At 73.3% G+C, this 24,205-nt stretch carries 21 protein-coding genes; 13 read left to right on the forward strand and 8 right to left on the reverse strand.

Annotated elements, in window-relative coordinates; genetic code table 11:
- Window positions 1–243 precede the first annotated feature (243 nt).
- On the forward strand, window positions 244–1,965 hold the full coding sequence (locus ACFV2S_RS30865; RefSeq protein WP_385566353.1) for a chitinase: 1,722 nt from the start codon (window positions 244–246) through the stop codon (window positions 1,963–1,965).
- An 86-nt stretch (window positions 1,966–2,051) separates the two neighbouring features.
- On the opposite strand, the gene ACFV2S_RS30870 is transcribed toward ACFV2S_RS30865, so the two are convergent.
- Window positions 2,052–3,356: a serine/threonine-protein kinase gene (locus ACFV2S_RS30870; protein ID WP_385566357.1), complete on the reverse strand. Its 1,305-nt coding sequence runs from the start codon at window positions 3,354–3,356 to the stop codon at window positions 2,052–2,054.
- Window positions 3,357–3,473: 117 nt separating this feature from the next.
- On the opposite strand from ACFV2S_RS30870, the gene ACFV2S_RS30875 reads away from it, so the two are divergent.
- Window positions 3,474–4,826 (forward strand): M14 family metallopeptidase, encoded by a 1,353-nt coding sequence (locus ACFV2S_RS30875; protein WP_385566361.1) that lies wholly within the window; start codon window positions 3,474–3,476, stop codon window positions 4,824–4,826.
- A 65-nt stretch (window positions 4,827–4,891) separates the two neighbouring features.
- On the opposite strand, the gene ACFV2S_RS30880 is transcribed toward ACFV2S_RS30875, so the two are convergent.
- The 3 genes from ACFV2S_RS30880 to ACFV2S_RS30890 are packed head-to-tail and all read right to left on the reverse strand — an operon-like array spanning window position 4,892 to window position 7,184.
- Entirely contained in the window at window positions 4,892–5,302 is a 411-nt protein-coding gene (locus ACFV2S_RS30880) for a RidA family protein (RefSeq protein ID WP_383792349.1), read from the reverse strand.
- Window positions 5,299–6,063: an IclR family transcriptional regulator gene (locus ACFV2S_RS30885; RefSeq protein ID WP_385566365.1), complete on the reverse strand. Its 765-nt coding sequence runs from the start codon at window positions 6,061–6,063 to the stop codon at window positions 5,299–5,301. The genes ACFV2S_RS30880 and ACFV2S_RS30885 overlap by 4 nt, the downstream gene beginning before the upstream one ends.
- On the reverse strand, window positions 6,060–7,184 hold the full coding sequence (locus ACFV2S_RS30890; protein ID WP_385566370.1) for a sugar kinase: 1,125 nt from the start codon (window positions 7,182–7,184) through the stop codon (window positions 6,060–6,062). The genes ACFV2S_RS30885 and ACFV2S_RS30890 overlap by 4 nt, the downstream gene beginning before the upstream one ends.
- Before the next feature lie 123 nt (window positions 7,185–7,307).
- Between ACFV2S_RS30890 and ACFV2S_RS30895 the strand changes: the two genes are divergently transcribed.
- Entirely contained in the window at window positions 7,308–8,573 is a 1,266-nt protein-coding gene (locus tag ACFV2S_RS30895; RefSeq protein WP_385566374.1) for an alanine racemase, read from the forward strand.
- A 20-nt stretch (window positions 8,574–8,593) separates the two neighbouring features.
- Window positions 8,594–10,186, forward strand: a complete 1,593-nt coding sequence (locus tag ACFV2S_RS30900) for an amidohydrolase family protein (protein WP_385566378.1) — start codon at window positions 8,594–8,596, stop codon at window positions 10,184–10,186.
- On the opposite strand, the gene mptB is transcribed toward ACFV2S_RS30900, so the two are convergent.
- Together mptB and ACFV2S_RS30910 are read right to left on the reverse strand one after the other, a co-directional pair.
- Complete coding sequence (mptB, locus tag ACFV2S_RS30905; protein ID WP_385566382.1) at window positions 10,160–11,638, reverse strand: polyprenol phosphomannose-dependent alpha 1,6 mannosyltransferase MptB; 1,479 nt, start codon at window positions 11,636–11,638, stop codon at window positions 10,160–10,162. The two genes, ACFV2S_RS30900 and mptB, sit on opposite strands and share 27 nt — an antisense overlap.
- A gap of 174 nt (window positions 11,639–11,812) precedes the next feature.
- Complete coding sequence (locus ACFV2S_RS30910; RefSeq protein ID WP_385566386.1) at window positions 11,813–12,301, reverse strand: hypothetical protein; 489 nt, start codon at window positions 12,299–12,301, stop codon at window positions 11,813–11,815.
- Between the two features lie 126 nt (window positions 12,302–12,427).
- Between ACFV2S_RS30910 and ACFV2S_RS30915 the strand changes: the two genes are divergently transcribed.
- The 7 genes from ACFV2S_RS30915 to ACFV2S_RS30945 all read left to right on the forward strand — a co-directional run bounded on the left by ACFV2S_RS30915 (window position 12,428) and on the right by ACFV2S_RS30945 (window position 19,711).
- Window positions 12,428–13,639: a pyridoxal phosphate-dependent aminotransferase gene (locus ACFV2S_RS30915; RefSeq protein WP_383792329.1), complete on the forward strand. Its 1,212-nt coding sequence runs from the start codon at window positions 12,428–12,430 to the stop codon at window positions 13,637–13,639.
- 79 nt (window positions 13,640–13,718) lie between these two features.
- Complete coding sequence (locus ACFV2S_RS30920; RefSeq protein ID WP_385566391.1) at window positions 13,719–14,120, forward strand: hypothetical protein; 402 nt, start codon at window positions 13,719–13,721, stop codon at window positions 14,118–14,120.
- Between the two features lie 152 nt (window positions 14,121–14,272).
- The gene (locus ACFV2S_RS30925; RefSeq protein ID WP_385566395.1) at window positions 14,273–15,409 is read left to right on the forward strand and encodes a hypothetical protein; all 1,137 of its coding nucleotides are present in this window, start codon (window positions 14,273–14,275) and stop codon (window positions 15,407–15,409) included.
- A complete protein-coding gene (locus ACFV2S_RS30930; RefSeq protein ID WP_385566398.1) occupies window positions 15,406–16,617 on the forward strand; it encodes a toxic anion resistance protein in 1,212 nt (403 codons plus the stop codon). The genes ACFV2S_RS30925 and ACFV2S_RS30930 overlap by 4 nt, the downstream gene beginning before the upstream one ends.
- On the forward strand, window positions 16,614–18,182 hold the full coding sequence (locus tag ACFV2S_RS30935) for a substrate-binding domain-containing protein (RefSeq protein ID WP_385566401.1): 1,569 nt from the start codon (window positions 16,614–16,616) through the stop codon (window positions 18,180–18,182). Before ACFV2S_RS30930 ends, ACFV2S_RS30935 begins: the two co-directional genes overlap by 4 nt.
- A complete protein-coding gene (locus tag ACFV2S_RS30940; RefSeq protein ID WP_385566404.1) occupies window positions 18,169–18,753 on the forward strand; it encodes a hypothetical protein in 585 nt (194 codons plus the stop codon). Before ACFV2S_RS30935 ends, ACFV2S_RS30940 begins: the two co-directional genes overlap by 14 nt.
- 40 nt (window positions 18,754–18,793) lie before the next feature.
- Complete coding sequence (locus ACFV2S_RS30945) at window positions 18,794–19,711, forward strand: poly-gamma-glutamate hydrolase family protein (protein WP_385566407.1); 918 nt, start codon at window positions 18,794–18,796, stop codon at window positions 19,709–19,711.
- A 124-nt stretch (window positions 19,712–19,835) separates the two neighbouring features.
- On the opposite strand, the gene ACFV2S_RS30950 is transcribed toward ACFV2S_RS30945, so the two are convergent.
- Window positions 19,836–21,653, reverse strand: coding sequence for a phosphoenolpyruvate carboxykinase (GTP) (locus ACFV2S_RS30950; RefSeq protein ID WP_385566410.1), 1,818 nt, complete (start codon window positions 21,651–21,653; stop codon window positions 19,836–19,838).
- A 197-nt stretch (window positions 21,654–21,850) separates the two neighbouring features.
- Here ACFV2S_RS30950 and ACFV2S_RS30955 point away from each other — a divergent pair, with 197 nt between their 5' ends.
- Entirely contained in the window at window positions 21,851–22,537 is a 687-nt protein-coding gene (locus ACFV2S_RS30955) for a hemolysin III family protein (RefSeq protein ID WP_383792310.1), read from the forward strand.
- Between the two features lie 18 nt (window positions 22,538–22,555).
- A complete protein-coding gene (locus ACFV2S_RS30960) occupies window positions 22,556–23,149 on the forward strand; it encodes a TetR family transcriptional regulator (protein WP_385566415.1) in 594 nt (197 codons plus the stop codon).
- A gap of 14 nt (window positions 23,150–23,163) precedes the next feature.
- On the opposite strand, the gene ACFV2S_RS30965 is transcribed toward ACFV2S_RS30960, so the two are convergent.
- Complete coding sequence (locus tag ACFV2S_RS30965) at window positions 23,164–24,204, reverse strand: glycoside hydrolase family 26 protein (protein WP_385566420.1); 1,041 nt, start codon at window positions 24,202–24,204, stop codon at window positions 23,164–23,166.
- Window position 24,205 lies beyond the last annotated feature (1 nt).

Raw genomic sequence — 24,205 nt, forward strand, 5'->3', positions numbered from 1 at the left:
CCCGGGGTGGTGAACAGACAATCCGCCAAGCTGTCACCACTAATTTGCGCTCTGACCTCGGGCCCTGGCGCCGTCCGCGCCGCCCTGGGCGAACTCCCTCCGGTGCCGGAGGTATTGACAACGCGATTGGTCTGGACCAACTTGTTGCGACAGCGGTGGCCACCGCCGGTACCCCCGTACCCGCACCTCCCCTCCGTACGACGACGTACGGCACCTCCACATCCCCAACTCCCCCACCGGAGGATGCACGTGGACCGCACCACCACCCGCCCGACCGGACGGCGCCGGCTCGCCGGAGCCCTCGCGCTCGCCGTCGGCTCCGGGCTCGTCCTCGTCGGCGGAGCCGGCACCGCACAGGCGGCGGACGTCAACGTCGCCAAGAACGCCGGATTCGAGAACGGCCTCGCCAACTGGGCCTGCTCCGCCGGGAGCGGCTCCGCCGTCTCCTCGCCGGTCCGCACCGGCACCGGCGCCCTGCGGGCCGCCCCGGCCGGCCTCGACAACGCGAAATGCGTGCAGACCGTCGCCGTGAAGCCCAACTCGACCTACACGCTGAGCGCCTGGGTCCAGGGCGGCTACGCCTACCTCGGCGCGAACAACACCGGGACCGGCACCGGCACCGTCTCCACCTGGACGCCGGACAGCCCCTCCTGGAAGCAGCTCACCACCACCTTCACCACCGGCGCGAGCACCACCTCGGTGGAGATCTACACCCACGGCTGGTACGGCACCTCCCCCTACCTCGTGGACGACGTGAGCGTCTTCGGGCCCGACGGGGGCGGCGGCCAGGACCCCGACCCGGTCGTCCCGTCCACCCCGGCCGGTCTCTCCGCCGGCACGGTCACCACGAGCTCCGTGGCCCTGAGCTGGGGCGCGGTCAACGGCGCCACGGCCTACAAGGTCTACCTGGACGGCGCCACCCCGCAGACGGTGAGCGGCACCTCGGCCACCGTCACCGGGCTCACCGCCGACACCGCGTACCAGTTCCAGGTCTCCGCGACGAACTCCGCGGGCGAGTCCGCGAAGTCCGCCGCCGTGTCGGCCCGCACCTCCAAGGCCACCGACCCGGGCCCCGGCCCGGCCGTGCCCAAGCACGCCGTCACCGGCTACTGGCAGAACTTCGACAACGGCGCCGCGAAGCAGAAGCTGCGGGACGTCCAGGCCGCGTACGACATCATCGCGGTCTCGTTCGCCGACTCGACGGCCACGCCCGGCCAGATCACCTTCAACCTCGACCCGGCCGTCGGCTACGCCTCGGCCGCCGACTTCAAGGCCGACGTCGCCGCCAAGAAGGCGGCCGGCAAGTCCGTGATCCTCTCGGTCGGCGGCGAGAAGGGCAACGTCACGATCAACAGCGACGCCACCGCGACCGCCTTCGCCGACAGCGCGTACGCCCTGATGCAGGAGTACGGCTTCAACGGCGTCGACATCGACCTGGAGCACGGCGTCAACGCCACGTACCTCACCAAGGCGCTGCGCCAGCTCTCCGCCAAGGCGGGCTCCTCGATGGTCCTGACGATGGCCCCGCAGACCATCGACATGCAGAACACGAGCTCGGAGTACTTCAAGACCGCGCTCGCCGTGAAGGACATCCTCACGGTGGTCAACACCCAGTACTACAACAGCGGTTCGATGCTCGGCTGCGACGGCAAGGTCTACAGCCAGGGCTCGGTGGACTTCCTCACCGCGCTCGCCTGCATCCAGCTCCAGGGCGGCCTCGCCCCGTCGCAGGTCGGCCTGGGCGTCCCGGCCTCCACGCGGGGCGCGGGCAGCGGCTACGTCGACCCGCAGATCGTGAAGAACGCGCTCGACTGCCTCACCAAGGGCACCGGCTGCGGCACCTTCAAGCCGGCCCAGACCTGGCCGTCGCTGCGCGGCGCCATGACCTGGTCGACCAACTGGGACGCGACGGCCGGCAACGCCTGGTCGAACGCGGTGGGCCCGCACGTGCACGGCCTGCCGTAGCGGAACCCGGGGTGCCCCCGGAGGTCTCGGAAGCCCCCGAAGCCAGCGCAGCGCCGCCGCTCCCCCGGCGGCGCTGCGCCGTTCCGTCAGGCGGGCAGGTAGTGGCGCAGCACCGGGTCGAGCAGGCGGATCCACTCGTCGACCCGGCCGGCCCGGCGCCCGTCGACCTCGCAGTCCCAGACCGAGCCGTCGTAGAGGGTGACGGCGACGCGCAGCACCCGGTCGCGCCGGACGCGCTCGTACCGTACGGCCCCGATCTCGCTCCAGAGGAAGTCCGCCTCCTCGCCGAAGAAGTGCAGGGACACGCCGGACCCGTCGACGGCGACGCCCGAGTTCCGGTCGGCGGCGGCGAAGTCCGGCGCGGGCGGCGGCGGGGCGAGGGGCGGCGGCGGGACGGAACGGTAGGCGGGATGCGGTACGGGTACGGGCGCGGGCGCCTGTACGAGCACGGGCGCGGGCGCGGGCACGTGTAGGGCGTCCTGGACCCCACCGGAGCCGGGCGCGGGCACGGCGTCCTGGACCCCGCCGGAGCCGGGCGCGGGCGGCCCCGCGTCGACGGGCCCCTGCGCCACCCGGGGGTCCGGGACCGACGGGGGCGCGGGAGCGGAGTCGCCGGGGGTCCCCGCCAGCTCGTCCATCAGGGCGTCCGGCGTGGGCCGTTCGGCGGGATCCTTGGCGAGGCAGCGCCCCACGATCCCGCGCAGCGCCTCCGGTACGGCGCCGAGGTCGGGGGCCTCGTGCACGGACCGGTACATGAGCCCCATCGGCGTCCCGTCCCCGAAGGGCCGCCCGCCCGCCGCGGCCACCAGGACGGCGCCCAGCGCGAACACGTCGGCCGCGCCGGTGACCTCCTCGCCGAGGGCCTGCTCGGGGGCGAGGTACCCGGGGGTGCCGAAGGCGCTGCCGGTGGCGGTGAGCCGGGTCGACTCCAGGGCGCGCGCGATGCCGAAGTCGAGGACGCGCGGTCCGTCGGGGGCCATGACGATGTTGCCGGGCTTGAGGTCGCGGTGGACGAGCCCGCAGGCGTGGATGGCCTCCAGGGCCTCGGCGAGCGCGGCCCCGAGCGCGCGCAGCCGCGCCTCGCCCAGGGGGCCCTCGGCGGTGACGAGCGCGGAGAGGGTGGGGCCCGGGACGTAGGCGGTGGCGAGCCAGGGGGCCTCCGCCTCGGGGTCCGCGTCGACGACCTGGGCGGTGTGGAATCCGCCGACCTGCCGGGCCGCCGCGACCTCGGCGCGGAAGCGGGCGCGGAAGGCCGGGTCGGAGGCGAGTTCCGGCCGGGCGACCTTGACGGCGACGGCGCGCCCGCCACGCGATCGGGCCAGATAGACGGTGCCCATGCCGCCTTCGCCTAGCTTGTGCTCGATGACGTATCTACCGATGAGGGTCCCCACGCGGGACAGTATGGCCGAACTCCACACCTTGACCGGTCCATGACATAGCCGGACCATGTGCCCGGACACCCGCACGACTTGGTCGCACTCCCCCACACTCCCCACCCAGGAGACAGCATGCGACGTCCCACCCGCGGCAGAAGGACCGCCACCCTCGCGGCCCTCGTGGCGTTCGCCCTCGCGGCGCCCCTCTCCGCGCTCAGCACGCCCGCCGGGGCCGACCCGGCGCCGACCGCCGCCCGCATCGCGTCCGGCGCCGAGGAGGTGATCCGGCAGTACGAGATCGCCGGACCGTCCACCCCGGCCGCCCGCACCGCGCTGACCGCCACCGGCGTCTCGATCGACGAGGTCGACGCCCGCTCGGTCGTCGTCAGCGCCAACACCGAGCAGCTCGCCCGGCTCAAGGCCCTCGGCTACAGGCCGGTCGCCCTGCCCGGCCCGCCGAACCGCGCCACCGAGGCCGACAAGGCGCTCGGCCCGGCCGACTTCCCCTCCGCCGACGCGAAGTACCACAACTACGCGGAGATGACCGCGGAGATCGACCAGCGCCTCGCCGCCTACCCCTCGATCATGAGCAGGCGGGTCATCGGGAAGACGTACCAGGGCCGGGACATCGTCGCCATCAAGGTCAGCGACAACGTCGCCACCGACGAGAACGAGCCCGAGGTCCTCTTCACCCACCACCAGCACGCCCGCGAGCACCTCACCGTCGAGATGGCGCTCTACCTCCTGCGCGAGCTCGGCGCCGGCTACGGCAGCGACCCGCGGATCACGAGCATGGTGAACGGCCGCGAGATCTGGATCGTCCCGGACCTCAACCCGGACGGCGGCGAGTACGACATCGCGAGCGGCTCCTACCGCAGCTGGCGCAAGAACCGGCAGCCCAACTCCGGCTCCTCCTACATCGGCACGGACCTGAACCGGAACTGGGACTTCAAGTGGGGCTGCTGCGGCGGCTCCTCCGGCTCGAAGAGCTCCGAGACCTACCGGGGCGCGGCGCCCGAGTCCGCTCCCGAGGTGAAGGTCGTGTCCGACTTCGTCCGGTCCCGGGTGGTCGGCGGCAAGCAGCAGATCAAGGCGGCCATCGACTTCCACACGTACAGCGAGCTGGTCCTCTGGCCCTTCGGCTGGACCACGGCCGACACCGCCACCGGCATGACGCAGGACGACCGCGACGCCTTCGCGACGATCGGCCGCTCGATGGCGGCGAGCAACGGGTACACGCCCGAGCAGTCCAGCGACCTGTACATCACGGACGGCTCGATCGACGACTACCTGTGGGGCACGCAGAAGATCTTCGCGTACACCTTCGAGATGTACCCGTCGAACGGCGGCGGCGGCTTCTACCCGCCCGACGAGGTCATCGACCGCGAGACGAGCCGCAACCGCGAGGCCGTCCTCCAGCTCCTGGAGAACGCCGACTGCATGTACCGCTCGATCGGCAAGCAGGCCCAGTACTGCGCGGCCTGACGCTCCGTACGGCATGACGCGGGTGCCCCGGCGGACCACCGCCGGGGCACCTCGCGCGTCCCGGCTCAGCCGAGGACGGCGAGCGCGTCGATCTCGATGAGGAGCCCGGCCGGGAGACCGACGTAGACGGTGGTGCGGGCGGAGGCGGGGGCCTTGAGGCCCTCCTCCTGGAAGTACTGGTTGTAGATCGCGTTCATCTCGGCGAAGTGGTCCACGTCCGTGAGGTAGACGCGCATCATCATCACGTCGTCCCAGGTCGCGCCGCCCTCCTCCAGGATCGCCTTGACGTTGGCGAAGGTCTGGAGGGTCTGGTCGCGCAGGGTCGGGCCCGCGACCGTCGGGGCCTGGCCCTCGACGGCGGGGAGGAAACCGACCTGGCCGGCGACCTGGAGGATGTTGCCCTTCCGCACGCCGTGCGAGAACTTCGCGGGCGGGGCGGTGTGGGTGGCGGGCGTGAGGGCGGTCTTCTCGGTCATGCGCTGGCTTCCTTCGTCGGGGCGGTGCCGGAGTACTCGCGGCTGATGGCGTCCGCGGTGTCGCGCACCTGCGGGAGGAGGGTGAGGAGTTCCTCGGCGGTGACGACCACATTGGGCGCCGAGACCGACATGGCGGCGACGACGCGCCCGTCGGCACCGCGGATGGGGGCGCCGACGCAGTTGATGGACTCCTCGTGGCCACCGAGGTCGGTGGCCCAGCCCTGTTCGCGCACGGTCGCCAGCTCCTTCAGGAACGCGGCGGCGTTCGGCGTCGAACGGGGCGTGTACGGGGGGTAGTCGAGCTTGACGGCGACGGCGCGCCGCTCGGTCTCGGGCAGGTCGGCGAGGAGCAGCTTCGCGACGGCGGCGACGGTGATCGCGACGGGCTTGCCGATGCGCGAGTACATGCGGACGGGGTAGCGGCTCTCGACCTTGTCGATGTAGACGACCTCGCCCTCCTCGTACACCGCGAGGTGGATCGTGTGCCCGATCCGCTCGTTGAGGGCGGTGAGGTAGGGGTGGGCGATCTCGCGGACGTCGAGGTTCTCGACGGCCTCCTGCGCGAGCGCGAAGAGCCGGGCGCCGAGGCGGTAGCGCTGGTCCTGCTGCCGGTGGACGAGCCCGTGCTCGTGGAGCGTGCGCAGCAGCCGCAGGGCCGTGGACTTGTGGACGCCTAGCCGCTCGGCGACCTGGCCGAGGTCGGCGGGCCCCTGGGCGAGCAGCGGCAGGATGCTGAGCGCCCGGTCGACGGTCTGGCTCATGGCGTACGTACCTCCTGGTCGTCCCCCGTCCAGCCGGGGCCGAGGTGAAGTGTGCCCCAGGCCGCGGCGTCGAGCGCCACGAGGCGGTCGGCGTGGCCGCGGCGGGGCGGCGCGGCGAAGTCCCCGGGGACGGTGAGCACGGCGGCGGCCGCGAGATGCCCGTGCCGGAGCCGCGCGACCGTCCCGAGCCCCCGGAGGGTCGCGGAGAGGAACCCGGCGGCGAAGGCGTCCCCGGCCCCGACGGGCGAGACGGGGGCGACGCGGGGGGCGGGTGCGCGGGTGACGGTGTCGGGGGCGGTGCGCGGGGCGGCGCCGTGAACGGGTGCGAAACCGGTGCCGGGCGCGGGGCCGCCGCACCGGGCCGTTTCCCCCGCGCGGCGCTCGAACGCCACCGCGTCCTCCCCGCCCCGCTTCACCACGAGCACCGCCGGCTCCCTCAGAAGCGACCGGATCGCCGCCGGGTCCGCCGTCCCCCACAGACGCTCCGCCTCGTCCGCTCCGACGAAGACGACGTCCGCGTCCCGGGCAAGGCCGAGGAGCACCTCGGCGGCCGCGCCGTCCCGCCACAGCCCCGCCCGGTGGTTGACGTCGAACGACACCAGGGGCCGTCCGGGCCGAGGAGCCGTGAGCTCCCGCATCAGCGCCAGGCAGTCCGCGGACAGCGCCGCCGTGATGCCGGTGAGGTGGAGGATCCGGGCGTCGCCGACGGAGGCGTACGGGACGGTCGCCGGCGACATCGCGGAGGCGGCCGAGCCGGCCCGGTAGTAGACGACCTCGTGCGCGTCGGTGGCACGGTCCTGGTCGGTGCGGAAGTAGACGCCGGTCGGCCGGTGCGGGTCGCGGCCGACGGCGGTGACGTCGACGCCGTGGCCGCCGAGGGTGGAGACGAGGTGGTCGCCGAAGCCGTCCCGGCCGACGCGGCCGACCCAGCGGACGCGGTGCCCGGCGGCGGCCAGGGCGCAGGCGACGTTGGACTCGGCGCCGCCGATCGCGCGGGTGAAGGAGGGGACGTCGGCGAGGCGGCCCGGGCGCGAGGGCAGGAAGGTGACCATGGACTCACCGAGGCAGACGACGTCGGGGGCCTGGTCCACGGGCCCGTCCACGGGCGTGGGTCCGCTCACTCTCGGGCTCCCTCAGACTCGTACGGGTCCATTGACCCGGCCTCGGCCCGGATGTTAGACAGCCCTGAGCACTGTGCGCAATGAGCGTTGCACATCCCGCAACGCACACGATGAGGAGGCCTCATGCCCGACCTGGCGAACGAGCGCGTCGACCACCGCTTCAAGGCGCTGCCCCCGGACGCCGAGGGCCTGACCGTCGGCGAGCTCTCCGCCCAGCGGCGCAACCTCTTCACCGGCGGCTACACCACCCCGGTCCTCGCCCTCTCCGCCGAGTCCGTCGAGCACAACCTCCGCCTCCTGGAGACCTACGCCGAGCGCCACGGCCTCGCGTTCGCCCCGCACGGCAAGACCTCCATGGCCCCCCAGCTCTTCCACCGCCAGCTGGAGCACGGCGCCTGGGGCATCACCGCCGCCGTCCCGCACCAGGCCCGCGTCTACCGCGCCCACGGCATCGCCCGGATCTTCCTCGCGAACGAGCTCGTCGACGCCGTCGCCCTCCGCTGGTTCGCCGCGGAACTCGACGCCGACCCGGACTTCCGCCTCGTCTGCTACGTCGACTCCGTGCGCGGCGTCGAGCTGATGGACGAGGCCCTGCGCGCGGCGGGCGCGTCCCGCCCCGTGGACGTGGTCGTCGAGCTGGCCGCCGGCGCGGCGGGGCGGACGGGCGTGCGGACCGAGGCGGAGTGCGCCGCCGTCGCCGACGCGGTCGCCGCCGTCCCCACCCTGCGGCTCGTCGGCGTCGCCGGGTACGAGGGCACGATGCCGGGCGCCGACGCCGGCCGGGTGCGGGAGTGGCTGCACCGGCTCGTCGCGCTCGCCGCCGACTTCGACAAGGCCGGCCGCTTCGACCCGGCCGTCGGCGAGATCGTCGTGAGCGCGGGCGGCAGCGAGTGGTTCGACACGGTCGCCGAGGTCTTCGCGGAGATCCCCGGCCTCTCCCTCCCCGTCCTGAAGCTGCTGCGCTCCGGCGCGTACGTCTCCCACGACGACGGCCAGTACCGCGACCGCACCCCCTTCAACCGGATCCCCGAGGAGGGCGCGCTCCAGCCCGCCTTCCGTCTCTGGTCCCAGGTCGTGTCCCGTCCCACCGCCGAGCAGGCCTTCACCAACGCGGGCAAGCGGGACGCCGCCCACGACCTGCACCTCCCCGAGGCCCAGGTGGTCCGGGACGGCCGCACCGGCGGGATCCGCCCCGCCGAGGGCATCACCGTGACGGGCCTCTCCGACCAGCACGCCTGGCTCGCGACCGGGCCGGGCGCGGACCTGGAGGTCGGCGACTGGGTGGGGATGGGCCTGTCCCACCCCTGCACGATCTTCGACAAGTGGCAGCTGATCCCGGTCGTCGAGGCGGACGGCACGGTGGTCGACCACATCCGCACGTTCTTCTGACCGGCAGAGGGGGCAGGGACATGGACCTCGTCTTCCGTGACGCGGAGGTCGTCGACGGCAGCGGCGGCGACTCCTACCGGGCCGACGTCGCGATCGAGGGCGGCCGGATCGCCTCGATCGTCAAGGAGGCCGCGGCGGCGGGCTGTCAGCGCCCGACCGCCCGCCGGGTGCTGGACGCCGAGGGCCTCGTCCTCTCCCCCGGTTTCATCGACATGCACGCCCACAGCGACCTCGCGCTGCTCCGCGACCCGGACCACAGCGCGAAGGCCGCGCAGGGCGTGACCCTGGAGGTGCTGGGCCAGGACGGCCTGTCGTACGCGCCGGTGGACGACCGCACGCTCGCCGAGGTCCGCCGGGCGATCACGGGCTGGAACGGCGGTGCGCCCGGGGACACGACCGTCGACTTCGACTGGCGCACGGTCGGCGAGTACCTGGACCGGCTCGACCGGGGCATCGCCGTGAACGCCGCGTACCTCGTCCCCCAGGGCACGGTCCGCATGTACGCGATGGGCTGGGAGGACCGCCCGGCGACGGCGGCCGAGCTCGACCGCATGCGGCGGCTGGTCGCCGAGGGCCTGGAGCAGGGCGCGGTCGGCATGTCGTCCGGTCTCACCTACACCCCGGGGATGTACGCGCCGGACGCCGAGCTCACCGAGCTGTGCCGGGTGGTCGCGGAGTACGGCGGCTACTACTGCCCGCACCACCGCTCGTACGGGGCGGGGGCGCTCCGCGCGTACCAGGAGATGGTGGCGCTGACCCGGGAGGCGGGCTGCGCCCTGCACCTGGCCCACGCCACCATGAACTTCGGCGTGAACGAGGGCAGGGCCCGCGAGCTCCTGGCCCTCCTCGACGCGGCCCTCGACGCGGGCGCCGACCTCTCCCTCGACACGTACCCGTACACGCCGGGCAGTACGACGCTGCTCGCGCTGCTGCCGAGCTGGGCGAGCGAGGGCGGTCCGGAGGCCGCCCTGGCCCGGCTGCGCGACGGCGCGACGGCGGAGCGGATCCGGCACCACCTGGAGGAGCTCGGCTCGGACGGCTGCCACGGCGTGCCGGTCGACTGGGCCACGATCGAGGTCTCGGGCGTGACGGACCCGGCCCTGACGGACCACGTGGGCCGCCGGCTCGACGGCTGGGCGAGCGCACGCCGGCTGCTGGTCGAGGACCGGCTCGGCACCACGATCCTCCAGCACGTGGGCCATGAGGAGAACGTCCGGACGATCATGCGCCACCGGGTGCACACGGGCGGCTCGGACGGCATCCTCCAGGGGCTGAAGCCGCACCCGCGCGCGTACGGCACGTTCCCCGAGTACCTGGGGCGGTACGTGCGCGAGCTCGGCGTGCTGTCCCTGGAGGAGTGCGTCGCCCACCTCACCTCCCGGCCCGCGGCCCGGCTCCGGCTCCCGGACCGGGGCCTGGTGCGGGAGGGGTACGTGGCGGACCTGGTCCTCTTCGACCCGGCGACGGTCGCGTCGGGGGCGACGTACGAGAACCCCCGCACCCTTCCGGTGGGCATCCCGCACGTCCTGGTCGACGGCAGGTTCGTCATGGAGGACGGCCGCCGGACGGACGTCCTGGCGGGCCGGTCAGTGCGGAGGACGCAGCTCCGCTGAGTCGGCGGCCCTCGTCGCCTCCCGCGCGGCGCGGGTGCGCTGGGGCGGCACGGGCGGACGCGGCAGGGGGCCGGCGGCCCACGGCTCCCGCCGCACCCACACCAGACCCGCCGCCAGGACGAGTCCCGCCAGCACGAAGCCGTACCACGGCGTGTGCCCCGAGGGCTGCGTCTCGTAGACGAGCGCGGCCGACAGCACGGCCAGGACCTGGCCGGCCCGGCCGCGCCAGGCGGCCGCCGCGACGACGACCGTCCCCCACAGCAGGTACCAGGGCTGGACCATCGGCGAGAGCGCGACGAGCGCGACGAGGGAGAGCCCGAGGCCGAGGACGGGGTCGAGACGGCCCCGGTACGCGCGCCACGCGAGCACCGCGACGACCGCGAGGGCCGCGACGAGCCCCAGCTTCTGGACGACGCTCTTCACGGGCTCCGCCTCGCCCCCGGACAGCAGCCCGAGGGCGAGCCCGAGGTCGCTCGTGAGGGACAGCGGGGTGTGGATGGCCGCGGCGACGCTCTGCGTCCGCAGCCACCCGAACCCGGTCCCGGCGAGGAGCGACGCCCCCGCCGCGACGGCCCCCGCGACGGCTCCGGGCAGGACGAGGCCCTTCAGGAAGGCCCGCGCGCCGCCGCCGCGCGCGAGCAGCACGCCGATGAAGAGCAGGGCGACGGCCGCGGGGGACTTGACCATCATCGCGAGGCCGACGAGGACGGAGCCCAGCACCCACCGCCCCCGGGTGGCGAGCAGGACACCGCCGAGCATGAGGCCGATCATCAGCCCGTCGTTGTGCATGCCGCCGACGACGTGGATCAGGAGCAGCGGGTTGAGGGCGGCGAGCCAGAGCGCGCCGTCCCGGCCGCCGGGCCCGCCGCCGAGCCCCCGGACCGCCCAGACCGTCAGGGCGAGCGCGCCGACGGCGATCAGGCGCAGGCCGAGGACGGCGGGCACGACGGCCCCGCCGGTCACCTTCACGACGGCGGCGGCGAGGAGGAGGAAGGCGGGTCCGTACGGCGCGGGGGTGTCGGTCCAGTTCCCGCCGACGCTCGCCGCGGCGTCCCACCCGAGGTCGCCGGGGCCGAGGACGGAGGGCCCGGAGCCGTACACGTCGTGGCCTTCGAGGACCATCGCGCCCTGGGCGATGTAGCTGTAGACGTCGGCGCTGTGCAGGGGCGGGGCGAGGAGCAGCGGCGCGGTCCAGCAGGCGAGGGTCGCGAGGACCCCGTCCCGCAGGCCCCGGGCGAGGAGGACGCCGTAGCGCCACCAGGCGGCGACGAGCAGGGTCAGACCGAGGTACGCGAGGACGGCGCCGACGACGGTGAGCGCGGAGCCGCGCGGCTCCCACAGCGCTCCTCCCCCGCGGACGGGCAGTGTTCCGGCGGCCCAGCCGCCGACGGCGACGGCGAGCGCCCCACCCGCACCCAGCCACCGGCATCCGGAAGCACTGAAAGACCACATGACGGGCCAACCTATCCCGGCGACCCCGGGTCCCCCGATTCGAGACCGGAGGGACGTCCCCGGACCGGGCCGGCGGCGGGCTCACCGCGCACGCCGGACGGGGTCGGCCGCCGCGGCCCGGGCGGCCCCCGGTCCCGGGACCGGAACCGGCCCCGGGACCCGCGGCGGACGCCGCTACCTCGGCCGCTTGCCGGCTCCCCGTCCCTTCCCCGGCTTCCCCGGCCGTTCGGCGTCCGGGGCGGTGGGCGAGGCCGTGGCGGCGGGCGGGGACGTCCGCGGGGCGTCCGGGACGGGGGGCGTGGACCCGGAGGGAGCAGCGGTGGCCGTGGTCTTCACGGACGGCGTGCCCGTACGGCCGCCGGGCGCGGACCCGTCACCGACCGGGACCGCGGAGGTGCCGGAGGCTCCCTCGCCCGGGGTGCCGGGCGTCCCGTCGGACGGGTCGGCCTGGATCATCACGGGCGGCCCGTCCGCCCCGCCCTCGGCGGGGGACCGCGTGCCGCCGCCGGTGCCGAGGCCGCCGGCGAGCAGCGCGGCGGCGAGTCCGAGGACCGTGGCGCCGCCCCCGGCGAGCAGCCACAGCGCTCCCCGGCCCCGGCGGGCGGGGGCGTGGCGGCGGCGGGCGCGCCGGGGTCCGGCGGCGCCGGGGTCGTGGTGGCTCATGGCCGGGATTGTAGGGAGCACGACACGGCTGATGCGATCCGGGTCACACCCCGCCCCACGTGCGGCGCTGTCCGACGTGTCCCAAAACACGCCGCGTCGCGGACGCCCCCGCCGTAAGCTCTCGTCATGCAGGTGATCCAGTCCACGAAGCTCGCCAACGTCTGTTACGAAATCCGGGGTCCGGTGCTCGAAGAGGCGATGCGGCTTGAGGCCGCGGGTCATCGCATCCTCAAGCTGAACACCGGAAATCCGGCCGCCTTCGGCTTCGAGTGTCCGCCCGCCATCCTGGAGGACGTGCTCCGCAACCTCTCCGAGGCGCACGGGTACGGCGACGCGAAGGGGCTGCTCTCGGCCCGCCGGGCGGTGATGAGCCACTACGAGACGAAGGGCATCCCGCTCTCCGTCGAGGACATCTACCTGGGCAACGGCGTCTCCGAGCTGATCCAGATGTCGATGCAGGCCCTGCTCGACGACGGCGACGAGGTCCTCGTCCCGGCCCCGGACTATCCGCTGTGGACGGCGTCGGTCTCGCTCGCGGGCGGTACGGCCGTGCACTACCGCTGCGACGAGCAGTCCGACTGGATGCCGGACCTCGCGGACATCGAGCGGAAGATCACCGACCGCACCAAGGCGATCGTGATCATCAACCCGAACAACCCGACGGGCGCCGTCTACGACGACGAGATGCTCCGCTCGCTGACGGAGATCGCCCGGCGTCACGACCTGGTGGTCTGCTCGGACGAGATCTACGACAAGATCCTCTACGACGGCACCACGCACACCCCGACCGCCGCGATCGCCCCCGATCTCCTCGTGCTCACGTTCAACGGGATGAGCAAGAACTACCGGGTGGCCGGCTTCCGCTCCGGCTGGCTCGCGGTCTGCGGCCCGAAGCACCACGCGTCCTCGTACATCGAGGGCCTCACGATCCTCGCGAACATGCGGCTCTGCGCGAACATGCCGGCGCAGCACGCGGTGGCCGCGGCGCTCCAGGGCCGGCAGTCGATCGAGGACCTGGTGCTGCCGGGCGGGCGTCTCCTGGAGCAGCGGGACACGGCGTACGAGCTGCTGACGCAGATCCCGGGCGTGACGTGCGTGAAGCCGAAGGGCGCGCTGTACCTCTTCCCGCGCCTCGACCCGAACGTCTACAAGATCAAGGACGACCGGCAGATGGTCCTGGACCTGCTGCGGGCCGAGAAGATCATGGTGGTGCACGGGACGGGCTTCAACTGGCACGAGCCCGACCACTTCCGGGTCGTGACGCTGCCGGCGGCCGCGGACCTGGCGGACGCGGTGACGCGGATCGGCCGGTTCCTGGACGGCTACAGCCAGCCCTGACCCCCGAACGAGACGACACTCAACTTTAGACCGGATCTAAGCTAGGATGGCCGCAGAGCAACCGCAGGAGGCCATCCCCATGTACGAACCGATCCGCACCAAGTCGGTCCACCGGATGGCCGACGACGCCCAGGACGCGTATCCGCACCGCTCCCGCGAGGAGGAGCTGGACATCCAGCTCGCCGGACACCTCGCCGCCCTGCTCGCCGTCACCGACGAGCTGGGCGACACGGAGGCCGGCGAGCTCATCGCCCGGCAGGTGGCACGGCTGCGCGGCGCCCCGCCCGCGCGGCACGCCGGACTGAGCGGCTCGCCCGCGCAGGACCTGCACCGCAAGGCGCACGCCCTCGCCGGCCGCGCACTGGTCGTCGCCGCCTCCCGGGCCGACACGGCCGCCGCGATCCTCGCCGCCGGGCGGATGGACGCGCACACCGCGGCGCTGGCCGGGGAGCCCACCCTGGCGGCGGTCGCCGCCCCCTGACGGCCCCGGGCCGCGTGGCACGAACCACGCGGCCCGGGCGCCCACCACCCGGGCGTCGGAGCCACCCGAACCACCGGGATACGGCGGGCGCCCCTCCGGTTCGGTACCGGGATCGCTCCTTCACCCCCCGTACACCTGACTCCCCCTGGAATGTGGGTTTCCGCGAGCACGCTGCCCGCGTGAGACGCATCCTGGGAATCGTCCTGGCCGTCCTGCTCCTCGGCGGCGTGGCCGCCGTCCTCGTGACGGGCGGCGACAAGGACACCGGCACGGCAACGAAGACCGTGCGAGGAGTCATCGGATCGGAGAAGGCCGAGTTCTTCGCCGATCCCCTGGTCGTGAAGGCCCTGGCCGCCAAGGGCTTCACCGTGAACACCGAGACCTCCGGGTCCTGGGACATGGAGGAACTGCCCCTCGGCGGCTACGACTTCGCCTTCCCCTCCTCCAAGGCACCGGCCGACGCGCTGCGCGCCAAGGCCCAGGTGACCGCGGAGGACAAGGCACTCTCGGCCCCGCTGCGGCCCTTCTACTCGCCGCTCGTCGTCGTCGCGCACAGCGCCGCCGCCCAGGTCCTCGCCGGCAACGGCCTGGCGACCCTCGGCCCGCGCGGCACGAGCGGCACCCTGAAGATGGACGCCTACCTGGCGGCGGCCCGCGCCGACCGCACCTGGCAGCAGCTCAGGGGCTCCGCCGGACACGCGGAGCTGAGCGGCACCCTCTTCATCACCTCCACCGACCCGGTGGCCTCCAGCTCCGGCGCCCTCTACCTCGCCGCCGCGAGTTACGTCGCCGACGGCGGGCGGGTCGCCGGCGACAAGGCCGCGGTCACCCGCACCGCACCGCTGATGCGGAAACTGATCCAGGTCCAGGGCGCGCAGCAGTCCGGCTCGGACGCGCCCTTCCGGGACTTCGTCAGCGGCGTCGGCAACCCGCTCGTCCTCGTGTACGAGTCGCAGGTCGCCTCCCAGCTGCTCGCCGGGCGGCCCATGGGCGACCTGGTCGTCCTCTACCCGGACACCACGGTCAACAGCGACCACACGCTCGTACCGCTCACCGAGAACGGCCGGACCCTCGGTGAACTCCTCTCCACCGACCCCGAGCTGCGCCGGCTCGCGGTCCGCCACGGCTTCCGCCCGCAGGGCGCGGCGAGCGAGTTCACCGCCGCGACCGAAGGCCACACCGCCTACCTCAACCAGACGCTGACCGGAGTCCGCCAGGCGCCCGTGCCCACCGGCAAGGTGCTGCACGCGATGGCGCTGCGGGCCCGCGACCAGGGGGACACCGCATGACCACGCCCGAGGATCCGAGAAGGACGATGGCCCTGACACCGCCCGAGCACGACACCCCGCTCGTCCTCACCCCGCCCGAGCCCGTGCCGGCGGTCCGCGCCGAGCAGGCCTCCGGTCTGGTGCCGCTGGACGAGTCGGTCCGTACGGAGATGTCCCGCCGGGCCGTCGAGTACGTCGGCTCGCTCTCCGGACTCGACCCGCGCTCCCCGGAGTTCGCCGGCCGCGTCGGTGAGATCGCGGCGCTCGGCACGGGCGAGATGCGCACCGCCGCGCAGCAGTCGAACCGGATGCTGGACCGCACGGTCCGCTCCCTCGGCGAGGGCGGCGGCGCGCAGAGCCGGGTCGGCTCCTCCCTCGTCGAACTCCGGCGCACGGTCGAGGACCTGGATCCCCGGGACACGCCCGCCAAGGGCCTCAAGGGCCTGCTGTCGAAGCTGCCCGGCGGCAACAGGCTGCGCGACCACGTCGCCGCGTACGCCTCCTCCCAGGCCACCCTCAACCGGATCGTCGGCGCGCTGCGCAGCGGCCAGGACGAACTGAGCCGCGACAACGCCGCGTTGCTGACGGAGCGGGCCCGGCTGTGGGAGACCATGGGCAAGCTCCAGGAGTACGCGGTGCTCGCCGACGCCCTCGACGCGGCCGTGGAGGAGCGCATCGCGCTCACCCCGGACCCCGCGCAGGCGGACACGCTCCGCGCCGACCTGCTCTTCCCGGTCCGCCAGAAGCACCAGGACCTGCTGACCCAGCTCGCCGTCTGCGCCCAGGGATACCTGGCGATGGACGTGGTCCGCCGGAACAACGACGAACTGATCAAGGGCGTGGACCGGGCGGCGACGACGACCCTGTCGGCGCTGCGGATCGCGGTCATGCTGGCCTCGGCGCTGGAGAACCAGCGCAAGGTCACCGAGCAGGTGACCGTGCTGCGCTCGACGACGGAGGACATCATCCGGCGCAACGCCGCCATGCTGGAGGGCCAGGCCGGGGAGATCCAGGTCCTTGCGGCGAACCCGGCGGTGGGCGAGGAGACGCTCCGTACCGCCTTCCAGCAGATCTACCGGACGCTCGACGCCATCGACACGTACAAGGCGCGGGCGACGGAGTCCATGGCGGCCACGGTCGCCTCGCTGACGTCCGAGCTCCAGGAGGCGAGCGCCCACCTGGAGCGCAGCCGCCGCACCGGCGCCCCGGAGGGTGGCGGCCCCGCATGAGAACCCGCACCTGGACCCACGCGGTCTCCGCCCTCGCCCTCGTCCTCCTCGCCACCGCCTGCTCCGGCGGCGGCGACGACCGCCCCGACGACCACAGCACCGAGTTCCGGACCGGCACCCTCCGGGTGCTCGCCTCCTCCGAGCTCGCCGACATGGGCCCGGTCCTCGACGAGGCCGCGAAGGCGACCGGGATCACCGTCCGCCCCACCTACGCCGGCACCCTGGACGCCGTCGAACGCATCGCGTCCGGCGAGGCGGACCAGGCGTACGACGCGGTCTGGCTCTCCTCCAACGACTACCTCCGGCTCCGCCCGGACACGGCGAAGAAGATCACCAACGAGACACCGGTGATGACCTCGCCGGTGGCGCTCGGGGTGCGGCCCGCCGCCGTCGCCCGGCTCGGCTGGGACCCGGCGAAGGTGACCTGGTCGCAGCTGCACCGGGCGGTCGCCGACGGGAAGCTGACGTACGGCATGACGGACCCGAAGCGCTCCAACTCCGGTTTCTCGGCGCTCGTCTCGGTCGCCTCCGGGCTCTCCGGCGCGCAGTCCGCCCTCACCGAGCGGGACGTCGCCGGGGCCACGCCGAAGCTCAAGGAGTTCTTCGCGGGCCAGAAGCTGACCTCGGGCTCCTCGGGCTGGCTCGCCACGGCCTATGCCCGCCGCACCGACGTCGACGCCCTCGTGAACTACGAGTCCGTGCTGCTGTCGGCGCCCGAGAAGCTGACCGTGATCCGGCCGTCGGACGGCGTCGTGACCGCCGACTACCCGCTCACCCTGCTCACCTCCGCCCGCCCCGAGGCCAAGGAGGCGGCGGCCCGGCTCACCACCTGGCTGCGCACCCCGGACGCCCAGCGGAGGATCACCGAGACGACCCTGCGCCGCCCGGTGGTCGCCGGGGTGCGGCCGGCCCCCGCGCTCGCCCGCGACCAGCGCAGGGAGCTGCCGTTCCCGGGCAGCCGGGCCGTCGCCGACGGTCTGCTGGACGCGTACGACAACACCCTGCGCAGGCCGTCCCGGACGGTCTACGTGCTCGACACCTCGGGCTCCATGGGCGGCGAGCGGCTCGACCGCCTGAAGGCGGCGCTCGCCGAGCTGACCGGTGACTTCCGGGACCGCGAGGAGGTGACCCTGATGCCCTTCGGCTCCTCGGTGAAGCAGGGCGAGGTCCGTACGCACACGGTCGACCCGGCCTCGCCGAAGGCGGCGCTCGACGCGATCCGCGCCGACTCCCAGCGGCTCTCGGCGTCCGGCGGCACCGCGATCTACACCAGCGTCCAGGAGGCGTACCGCTTCCTCGGCAGGACCCCGGGGGACGACACGTTCACCTCGGTCGTCCTGATGACGGACGGGGAGAACACCGACGGCGACCCGGCGGCCGCCTTCGACACCTTCTTCCGCTCGCTCCCGGCCGGGCAGCAGCGCACGCCGGTCTTCCCGATCCTCTTCGGGGACTCGGACCGGGGCGAGCTCGACCACATCGCGAGCCTGACGGGGGGCAAGCTCTTCGACGCCACCCGGGGTTCGCTCGACGGCGCGTTCGAGGAGATCCGTGGGTACCAGTAGCCGTCTGCTCGGGTACGTCGAGTCCCGCAAGAACCTCACCGGCAGCGTCTGCGCCCTGGCCGGCGTCGGGATCGCGCTCACCGGCGCGGCGGGCGGGCTCTGGCCGCTGGTGGTCGCGGGCCTGTACGCGGCGGGCGCGCTGATCGCCCCGCCCGAGCGCCCCGACACCCCGCGCTTCCCGAGCGCGGACGAGCAGCTCGACGCCCTGCGGTCCGACTTCACGACCCTGCGCGACTACCTGGCCGAGGTGGACCTGCCGCCGGGTTTCCGGGACCGGCTCACCGAGCTCGCCACCCTCGTGGAGGCGCTGCTCGAACCGGGCTGGGTGAGCGACCCCGACCACCTCCACGTCCTGGCCCGCGCGGTCCGCCAGGACGTCCCGGAGGCCGTGGACGCCTTCGTGCGGACCCGGTGGTGGTCGCGCTTCACCCCGGGCGCCGAGGCTCCCGAGGGCCACCTCGAACGCCAGCTGACCGCGCTCCACGAGGAGATGACGGCGATCGCGGCCGCGCTGCGGGAGGCGGAGGCGATCCGGCAGGAGACCCACACCCGGTACGTGGAGGAGAGATGATTCCCGGCGGCGGCACGCCAAGATCAACTAGGTTGCGGACATGACATCTTCACCGCGTCCCGCGTCCCGCCGCACCGTTCTGACCGCTCTCGCCGCGGCCGCCACGGGGGGCGCCCCGCTCGTCGGCCAGCTCGCCGCCGCCGCGCCGGCCGCCGCCGCCGCCGACCCGGGCGAGTACGCCTCGAACACCGCCCTGTACAAGGATCCGGCGCTCGTCGAGGGCACCACCTACGGCCGCCGCTTCCGGAGACACCAGGCCGCCGACTTCGACCTGGCCACGAAGGCCGGGTACCCGCGCACCGCGATCCTCGCGCTGCACGGCGGCGGCATCGAGATCGGCACGAGCGAACTCGCCCTGGGCATCGCCGGCTACGACCCGGGCGACATCACGCCGACCGCGCCGGCGCTCCTCCCGGCCACGTACGACTACTTCCTGTTCGAGGGGCTGCTCTCCACGGGCAACAAGGCGCTGCACGTCACGTCGAGGAACTGCGACGACCACGTGGCGCTGTCGCTCGCCGCGAGCCACCTCAACGTGCTGTCGCTGCACGGCTGCCAGTACGACCAGCTGGGCATGCCCGAGCTCATGATCTGGCCGCCGAGCAGCGACCCGCGCCTCGCCGTCGTCGGCGGGCTCAACGCGGAGTTCCGCGCGGCGCTGGTGTACGAGATCGACAGGGCGGGCTTCCCGGTGGTCGACGCCTTCGACTCCCGGTACGCGAACCGCCTCCAGGACTTCAACGGCAGCCACGTCACCAACCCGTGCAACCTCACGATGCTCCGCAAGGGCGCCCAGATCGAGATGACGACGGAGCTGCGCCAGAGCCTCTTCGGCGACTACAGCTCCCGCTCGCGGCGCGCGGCGACCTGGGACAAGTCGAACGGGCAGTTCGAGGCGTTCCGTGACGCCTGCCGCCGTGCGATCGCGACCGTCGAGGCGAACCAGCCGGTCCTGTAGCCGGACATGCGCCGGCCCCCGGTGCCTGAGGGGGCTCCGGGGGCCGGTTGCGTCGTGATGGACCGTCGTGACCCCACTGGTCAGGGCGGTGTTTCGGGGCAGCCCACCACGAGTTCGGAGGGGACTAGCCCAGGCGCTCCACGAGCGCGTGGTACTGGTCCCACAGCTCCTTCGGCGTGTGGTCGCCGAAGGTGTTCAGGTGGTCCGGGACGAGGGCGGCCTCTTCGCGCCACACGTCACGGTCGACCTTGAGGAGGAACTCCAGGTCCTCGGCCGGCAGGTCGAGGCCCTCGGTGTCGAGGGACCCGGCGGTCGGCAGGATGCCGATCGGGGTCTCGACGCCCTCGGCCTTGCCGTCGAGGCGCTCGACGATCCACTTCAGGACGCGGCTGTTCTCGCCGAAGCCGGGCCAGACGAACTTGCCCGCGTCGTTCTTGCGGAACCAGTTCACGTAGTAGATCTTCGGGAGCTTCGCCTGGTCGGCGTCCGCGCCCACCTTGACCCAGTGGGCCATGTAGTCGCCCATGTTGTAGCCGCAGAACGGCAGCATGGCGAAGGGGTCGCGGCGCAGCTCGCCGACCTTGCCCTCGGCGGCGGCGGTCTTCTCGGAGGCGACGTTCGCGCCGAGGAAGACGCCGTGGTTCCAGTCGAAGGACTCGGTGACCAGCGGGACCGCGGAGGCGCGGCGGCCGCCGAAGAGGATCGCGGAGATCGGGACGCCCTTGGTGTCCTCCCACTCCGGGGCGATCGTCGGGCACTGGCCGGCCGGGACGGTGAAGCGGGCGTTGGGGTGGGCGGCCGGGGTCTCGGACTCCGGCGTCCAGTCGTTGCCCTTCCAGTCCGTGAGGTGCGCGGGGGCCGTCTCGGTCATCCCCTCCCACCACACGTCGCCGTCGTCGGTGAGCGCGACGTTCGTGAAGACGGAGTTGCCCCAGAGGGTCTTCATGGCGTTGGCGTTGGTGTGCTCGCCGGTGCCGGGCGCGACGCCGAAGAAGCCGGCCTCGGGGTTGATCGCGTAGAGGCGACCGTCCTCGCCGAAGCGCATCCAGGCGATGTCGTCGCCGATGGTCTCGACGGTCCAGCCGGAGATCGTGGGCTCCAGCATGGCCAGGTTGGTCTTGCCGCAGGCGGACGGGAAGGCGGCCGCGACGTACTTCGCCTCGCCCTGGGGCGGGGTGAGCTTGAGGATGAGCATGTGCTCGGCCAGCCAGCCCTCGTCACGTGCCATGACGGAGGCGATGCGGAGCGCGTAGCACTTCTTGCCGAGCAGGGCGTTGCCGCCGTAGCCCGAGCCGTACGACCAGATCTCGCGGCTCTCGGGGAAGTGCGAGATGTACTTGGTGGAGTTGCAGGGCCACGGCACGTCCTCCTGGCCCTCCTCCAGGGGAGCGCCGAGGGTGTGGACGGCCTTGACGAAGAAGCCGTCGGTGCCGAGCTCGTCGAGGACGGCCTGTCCCATGCGGGTCATGGTGCGCATGGAGACGGCGACGTACGCGGAGTCGGTGATCTCGACGCCGATGGCGGAGAGCGGGGAGCCGACCGGGCCCATGCAGAAGGGCACGACGTACATGGTGCGGCCGCGCATGGAGCCGCGGAAGATGCCCTTCTCACCGGCGAAGATGTCCTTCATCTCCGCGGGGGCCTTCCAGTGGTTGGTCGGGCCCGCGTCCTCCTCCTTCTCGGAGCAGATGAAGGTCCGGTCCTCGACGCGCGCGACGTCGGACGGGTCGGAGGCGGCGTAGTACGAGTTCGGGCGCTTCACCGGGTCGAGCTTCTTGAAGGTCCCCTTGGCGACGAGCTCCTCGCACAGGCGCTCGTACTCGGCCTCGGATCCGTCGCACCAGACGATGTTGTCCGGCTGGGTGATCTCGGCGATCTCGTTCACCCAGGAGACGAGCTCCTGGTGCTGGGTGGGAAGGGGAGCCGCGTTGTCGCGCGCCACGATTGCTCCTTGTTGAGGGGTGTATTCGCTGTATGCCCCGTGGGGGCTGCGACCCGGATGCGTCGTAGCTGCTCATCCGGTGCCGACCGCACTCATTTGATCATCCGACGGATTCGCCCATATGTCCAGGGGGGTGCACACGTGAGCATCGCCACTCATGTCCGGGTACCTACGGGTGCGTAGCTAGGATCTTTTCCATGACTGCAGCCACGCCGGAAGTGACCCCGACCGAGCGCTCCCTGCCGCTCCCGACGAAGCCCCGGCTCAGGGGATGGCTGCACGCGGGCATGTTCCCCGCCGTGATCGTCGCGGGCCTCGTGCTCGTCACGTTCTCCGACTCGCCCCGCGCCCGCATCGCCTGCGGGATCTACGTCCTCACCGCCTGCCTGCTCTTCGGCATCAGCGCGCTCTACCACCGCGGCGACTGGGGCCCGCGCGGCGAGGCCGTGCTCCGGCGCCTCGACCACGCCAACATCTTCCTGATCATCGCGGGCACGTACACCCCGCTCAGCCTGCTGCTGCTCCCCGACTCCACCGCGAAGCCGCTCATGTGGGCGGTCTGGGCCGCGGCCGCCGCCGGCATCGCCTTCCGCGTCTTCTGGGTCGGCGCCCCTCGCTGGCTGTACACGCCCTGCTACATCGCGATGGGCTGGGCCGCCGTCTTCTTCCTGCCGGACTTCATGCGCACCGGCGGCATCGCCGTCCTCGTGCTCGTGATCGTCGGCGGACTGCTCTACAGCGCGGGCGGCGTCATCTACGGCATCAAGCGCCCGAACCCCTCCCCGCGCTGGTTCGGCTTCCACGAGGTCTTCCACTCGCTGACCCTCGCGGCCTTCATCGTCCACTACGTCGGCATCTCCCTGGTGGCGTACCAGCACGCCTGACCTGGGACCATGAAGGTCATGACCGACCTACCCGGCCTGCGCGAACGCAAGAAGGCGAAGACCCGCGCGGCGATCCGCGGAGCCGCGTACCGGCTCGCCGCCGAGCACGGCTGGGACGCCGCCACCACCGATCGGATCGCCGAGGCCGCCGAGGTCTCCCCGTCCACCGTCGCGCGCTACTTCCCGGTCCGGGAGGACATCCTCCTCACCGACGAGGACGACGACCTCCTCGAAGCCCGTCTGCGCGCCCGCCCCGCCGCCGAGGAACCGCTCGAATCGCTCCGGGCGGTCGTCGTCGAAGCAGTCCGCACGGCCCTCGCCGAGGAACCCGAGGAGACCCGGCTGCGCGCCCGGCTCATGGTGGAGATCCCCGCCGTACGCGCCCGCCTCACCGAGACCACCGCCGCGACCGGCCGCCGGCTCGCCCGCGCGATCGCCGACCGCACCGGCCGGGACGCGGACGGCCTGGAGGTGCGGATCTTCACGGCGGCGGTGCTCGGAGCGCTGCGCGAGGCGACCGTCCACTGGGCCGAGCACGGCCGCGGCGACGACCTCGTGGCCCTCCTGAACCGCACGGTCGACACCCTGAAGACCGGCCTGACGGACCCGTAGGGCCACCGGCGTCCTCAGGACCGGCCGGGAGCCCCCAGCGCACCCCGGACGATCCGTGCCGACTCCGGATGGTCCCCGCACTCCCACACCCCGTGCGGGCAGTAGTCGGTGACGGTCTGGTACACCGGCCGGTGCGCCGCGAACCAGTCGAGCATCCCCCGCACGTACGCCGGGTTGTCGCCGTTCCTGAACAGCCCCCACTCCGGGTACGAGACGGGCTTCCCGTGCGCCGCCGCGAAGCGCACCTGGTGCGCGAGCCCGTACTCCTCGTCCACCTGCTCCTCGAAGGAGAGCCCGGCGGGCTGGTCGTAGGCGTCCATCCCGATGATGTCGACGACGTCGTCGCCCGGGTAGCAGAGCGGCCAGGCGATCGCGTCGAGCCCCCGGCTCGGCGTGAAGTCGAAGCGGAACCGCTGCCCCGGCACCCCCCGCAGCGCCTCCACCACCCGCCGCCAGTACGCCTTCCAGGCCGTCGGGTCCGGGCCGCAGCGATGGCTGTACGTGGTGCCGTTCATCTCCCAGCCGAGCACCAGGACCGCGTCGCCGAGCCCGTGCGCCACGAGCCGCTCCCCGAGGGTCCTGAAGTGCCCGTCGTACGCGCCGCCGGCGCCGCGCCGCAGCCCCGCCCGCACCTCGGCGTCGGGCAGTCCGGCCTCGTTGCGGTCGAGCAGCGGCACGTTCAGCACGAAGAGGCGCCCGGGCCGCCCGGCCTTCCAGCGCGCCCACGGGCCGAAGAGCGCCGGATGCCCCTCGATGTTGGACCAGCGGTCGCCCGGCAGATACGTGTGACCGACCGTCAGGGATTCACCGCCCAGCCATTGCTGCACCTGCGCGATCCGCCGCACCCCGGCCTCGTCGGAGCCGGTGAAGAACCCCGACGGCACGCCCGTCAGCGGCCGGGGCGCCGTCTCCGGCACGGTCCGCTCCGCGGCGTGCCGGCCGCCGGGCACGAGCCCGTCGGGGACGAGGAGGAGGACGGCGACGGCCGCGAGCAGCACGGTGAGTGCGGCCCGCGGCCAGGTGACCCGGGAGAGCCGGGAGGACGTCCGGCGCACG

It is taken from the genome of Streptomyces sp. NPDC059695 (assembly GCF_042733785.1).
Taxonomy (GTDB): domain Bacteria; phylum Actinomycetota; class Actinomycetes; order Streptomycetales; family Streptomycetaceae; genus Streptomyces.

Bases quoted from the DNA above. Each gene is read 5' to 3' on its own strand.
- ACFV2S_RS30880 (WP_383792349.1), bottom strand. From the start codon at position 5,302: ATGACCGAGAAGACCGCCCTCACGCCCGCCACCCACACCGCCCCGCCC.
- ACFV2S_RS30910 (WP_385566386.1), bottom strand. From the start codon at position 12,301: ATGAGCCACCACGACCCCGGCGCCGCCGGACCCCGGCGCGCCCGCCGC.
- mptB (WP_385566382.1), bottom strand. From the start codon at position 11,638: ATGTGGTCTTTCAGTGCTTCCGGATGCCGGTGGCTGGGTGCGGGTGGG.
- ACFV2S_RS30885 (WP_385566365.1), bottom strand. From the start codon at position 6,063: ATGAGCCAGACCGTCGACCGGGCGCTCAGCATCCTGCCGCTGCTCGCC.
- ACFV2S_RS30875 (WP_385566361.1), top strand. From the start codon at position 3,474: ATGCGACGTCCCACCCGCGGCAGAAGGACCGCCACCCTCGCGGCCCTC.
- ACFV2S_RS30895 (WP_385566374.1), top strand. From the start codon at position 7,308: ATGCCCGACCTGGCGAACGAGCGCGTCGACCACCGCTTCAAGGCGCTG.
- ACFV2S_RS30960 (WP_385566415.1), top strand. From the start codon at position 22,556: ATGACCGACCTACCCGGCCTGCGCGAACGCAAGAAGGCGAAGACCCGC.
- ACFV2S_RS30930 (WP_385566398.1), top strand. From the start codon at position 15,406: ATGACCACGCCCGAGGATCCGAGAAGGACGATGGCCCTGACACCGCCC.
- ACFV2S_RS30900 (WP_385566378.1), top strand. From the start codon at position 8,594: ATGGACCTCGTCTTCCGTGACGCGGAGGTCGTCGACGGCAGCGGCGGC.
- ACFV2S_RS30945 (WP_385566407.1), top strand. From the start codon at position 18,794: ATGACATCTTCACCGCGTCCCGCGTCCCGCCGCACCGTTCTGACCGCT.
- ACFV2S_RS30935 (WP_385566401.1), top strand. From the start codon at position 16,614: ATGAGAACCCGCACCTGGACCCACGCGGTCTCCGCCCTCGCCCTCGTC.
- ACFV2S_RS30955 (WP_383792310.1), top strand. From the start codon at position 21,851: ATGACTGCAGCCACGCCGGAAGTGACCCCGACCGAGCGCTCCCTGCCG.
- ACFV2S_RS30915 (WP_383792329.1), top strand. From the start codon at position 12,428: ATGCAGGTGATCCAGTCCACGAAGCTCGCCAACGTCTGTTACGAAATC.
- ACFV2S_RS30865 (WP_385566353.1), top strand. From the start codon at position 244: ATGCACGTGGACCGCACCACCACCCGCCCGACCGGACGGCGCCGGCTC.
- ACFV2S_RS30920 (WP_385566391.1), top strand. From the start codon at position 13,719: ATGTACGAACCGATCCGCACCAAGTCGGTCCACCGGATGGCCGACGAC.